The following is a 3,572-nucleotide window of genomic DNA, read 5'->3' as shown; positions in this document are numbered from 1 at the left end:
GGGCACCGTCACGGGGGCGGTGGCGGGAGTGGTCGCGGCCAGTGCGGGCGCGCCGGGCAGGGCGGCCGCGCCAAGCAGCAGCGCACAGCGCAGCAGGGGCGTCTTGAAAGTCATCATGGGATCTCTCCTCGGGTCAAGAATGGTGCATTATTTCAAGGGGGGAGCCTTGCCGCGCCCAGGCGGGACCGGCATAGCACGGGGTATGGAAAAGGGGCGGACGAACGGGCGGAGCGGGCGGCGCGATGGACGGCGCGCCAGGGCGGCGACCTCCTCCGACGTGGCGCGTCTGGCCGGAGTTTCGCGCTCGGCGGTCTCGCGCACGTTCACCGACGGGGCGAGCGTCGCGCCCGAAACCCGCGCGCGCGTGCTCGAAGCGGCCAAGACGCTCAAGTACCGGCCCAATCTGGCCGCGCGCTCGCTGATGACGCGGCGCTCGATGATCGTTGCGCTGGCGGTCAGCCACCTGGAAAACCTGTTCTACCCGCTCATCGTGCAGACGATTTCCGAGCGGCTCGCCGCGGTGGGCTACCGCCTGCTGCTCTTCGTCACCCACGGCGAGGGCAGCCACGAGCCGCTGGTGGGCGAACTGCGCCACTTCAGCGTCGACGGCCTGATCCTGGGGTCGAGCGGCTATGCCCCCGACCTGCTCGCCGAATGCGCCGAAGAAGGCTTGCCGGTGGTCTTGATGAACAACGCGGGCGCCGCGCCTGCCGCCGCGCGCGTGGTGGGCGACAATCTGGCTGGCGGCGCGCAGATCGCGCGTTTCCTGCTTGCGGGCGGGCACCAGCGCATGGCCTACCTTGCGGGCGATGAAGGCGTGTCGAGTACGCTCGAGCGGCTCGAAGGCTTTGCCGGTGCGCTCCACGCGGCGGGGATGGAGGGCCTGCGCGTGGTGCCCGCAGGCTTCGAATTCGACCGCGCGCTCGCCGCGAGCCGGGCCTTGCTGGCGACGCCCGACCGGCCCGACGCGCTGTTCTGCGCCAACGACCACATGGCCTTTGCCGCGATCCAGGCCGCGCGCACGCTTGGCCTCAAGGTCGGTTGGGACGTATCGATCGTCGGGTTCGACGATGTGGCGGTGGCCGGCTGGCCGGACCTCGCGCTCACCACCTACGCACAGCCCGCGCCCGCCTTCGCGCAGGCGGTGGTGGACCATCTGCTCGGGCTGATCGACGGCGCGGCGGGTGGCGGGCCGGTCTACCGCGTGCCGGGCGAACTGATCGTGCGCGACACCGCGCGCCGGCCGGCGCGCGGGATCACCCGGCAGGACGATGGCAGCTGGCGCTGGCACGATGCGGCGGCTCTGGCCTAGAAGCGCAGGCTGAAGGCGGCCCCATACGTGCGCGGGGGGGCCAGCAGCAGCACGGTGTCGACCGGGTTGGCCGCGCCCAGCGTGCGGATCGCGTTGTTCTCGATGTTCTTGGCGTAGAGGCGCAGGTCCCAGGCATCGCTGGCGGGCGCATAGCGCAGGAACGCATCGCTGCGGGTGAAGGCGCCCTGGTAGGAATCGGTCGAGCGCTCCACCGTCGTCCAGTACCCGGTCGAGATGTGCGAATTGGCGTGCGCGGTGATCGTCGCGCCGCTGCCCAGCGTGAAGACGTGTTCATAGCTCACGTCGAAACTGGCGGTCGGCGAATTGGGCAGCCGCTCGTTCGAATGGTCGACCGTGCCCGAGAGGGTGGAGGTATAGCTGAACGCGCCGAACCGGGTGTGCAGGTACGAGGCGCTGAGGCCCAGCGTGTCGCTGCCGGTCGGGCGCCAGGTCGCCTCGAGCTCGGCGCCCGAGAGCTTGGCGCTCGCCGCGTTGGCGGTGACCAGCGCGAAGGCCCCGTCGACGAGATCGGGGTACTGCGCCTGATAATCGCGGTAGGAATAGTGGAACGCGGCGAGGTTGAGCGTGAGCGTATTGTCCAGCAGGCGGTTCTTGCTGCCGATCTCGAAGGCGGTGATCTTTTCGGGATCGTAGGAGGCGGCGGGGAACTGCTGGGCAAAGCCGCCCGCCTTGAACCCGCTCGACACCTGGCCGTAGAGCAGCGACTGGGGCGCGAGATCGGCCTCGATGCCCGCCTTGTAGGTGAACGAGTTCCAGCTGCGGCTGGCGGTCGCGTCGGGATCGCCGCTGCCATCGGTGTAGACGAAGCGCGCGCCCTTCTCGTCGTGGGTGTAGCGCAGCCCGCCGGTGAGCCGCAGCGCCTCGGTGAGCGGCACGGTCACGTTGGCGAAGGCGGCGGCGGATTTGGCCGTCGCGTCGCGCAGTTCGGGGTTGGAGGCCGAGGCCGCGGTCGCGTCGATCGGGCTGTCGACCACCTGGCGCACTTCGGTATCGTCATAATAGAACAGGCCGCCGACCCATTCGATGGGCGAATGCCCGGGCGAGCTGGCGCGCAGTTCGACCGAGTTCTGCCGCGCTTCGCGGTGGACCGAGACCGCAGTGGGCGAAAGGATGACGTTGGCCTCGTCCTTGTCGTAGGCGGTGTGCGAGGCGAGCAGGGTAAAGGTGGCGAACGGCGTGGTGTAGTCGACCTGCCCGCGCACCATGAGCGAATCGAGGTTGATGTAGCCCTGCGGCTTGTCCGAATACCACGGGTCGCTCTTGTCGAGCGGGGCGGCGACGCTGCCCACGTCGTGCCCGGCCGAATGCAGGTAGTCGGCGCCGATCAGGATGCGCAGATTGTCGGTCGGTTCGCTCAGCAGCTTGACGCGCGCCGCGCTCATGTGCGCGTTGTTGTTGCCGTTCGAAAGGTAGCCGTCGTGGTGGTCGGTCGCACCGGCGACGCGCAGCGCGGTGTCCTGGCCGATCGGCACGTTGATCGCGCCTTCGCCGTGGACCGCCTTGTAGTTGCCCGCCTGGACCATGCCGTAGCCGCCCAGCACGCCCAGTTCGGGGTCGGTGGTGACGATGTTGACCGCGCCTGCGGTGGCGTTGCGCCCGTAGAGCGTGCCTTGCGGCCCGCGCAGCACTTCGATGCGCTTGACATCGTACATCAGCGCGGTCGGCACTTCGGTCTGCTGCTGGTAGATGCCGTCGATGTTGAGGTTCACGGCCGGATCGCCGAGCTGCGAATCCGCGTTCGAGCCCACGCCGCGAATGTAGATCTGCGCGCCGTTGGTGTTGCCCTGGATCTGCACCGAAGGCACCGCCGAAATGGCGTCGGCGACCGAGTTGCGCGCCGCATCGCGCAGCGCCTCGCCGCCCAGCGCGGTGATCGCGACGGCGGCCTTCTGCAGCGATTCGGAGCGGCGCTGCGCGGTCACGATGATCTCGCCCGGACTGGCGCCCTGTACCTCTCCGGCGCTCGTAGCGGGCGCGTCCTGCGCCATTGCGGCGGGAATCGGCCAGGCCAGCGCGCTGGCCAGAAGAAGTGTGTGTCGGTACGCCATGTCAGTCCTCTCTCCCCGTTGGTCTGAGCCAACCCGGCACGCTATTGCACGCGCGTGCAAAGATCGCCTTATTGAAAATTTCGATGGATGGGCATCGACTGGCGCGAAGGCTCGGGGGAGATGGGGAGAGGAGAGCGCCGCGCGCCCGCAAAGCCTCAGCGGCGCGGTGCGCGAGGCCTCAGCGGCGCGGC

General features: G+C 69.2%; 2 protein-coding genes. One reads left to right on the top strand and one right to left on the bottom strand.

Annotated elements, in window-relative coordinates:
• Positions 1–202 precede the first annotated feature (202 nt).
• Positions 203–1,312, top strand: coding sequence for a LacI family DNA-binding transcriptional regulator (locus MTR62_RS20370; protein WP_244024391.1), 1,110 nt, complete (start codon positions 203–205; stop codon positions 1,310–1,312).
• On the opposite strand, the gene MTR62_RS20365 is transcribed toward MTR62_RS20370, so the two are convergent.
• Positions 1,309–3,381, bottom strand: coding sequence for a TonB-dependent receptor (locus tag MTR62_RS20365; RefSeq protein WP_244024389.1), 2,073 nt, complete (start codon positions 3,379–3,381; stop codon positions 1,309–1,311). The two genes, MTR62_RS20370 and MTR62_RS20365, sit on opposite strands and share 4 nt — an antisense overlap.
• Between the last annotated feature and the right edge of the window lie 191 nt (positions 3,382–3,572).

Origin of the sequence: Novosphingobium organovorum, assembly GCF_022832435.1 — a bacterium.
GTDB lineage: Bacteria > Pseudomonadota > Alphaproteobacteria > Sphingomonadales > Sphingomonadaceae > Novosphingobium > Novosphingobium organovorum.
The sequence above is the reverse complement of the archived record's forward strand: the minus strand, read 5'-3'. Positions and strand labels throughout refer to the sequence as shown.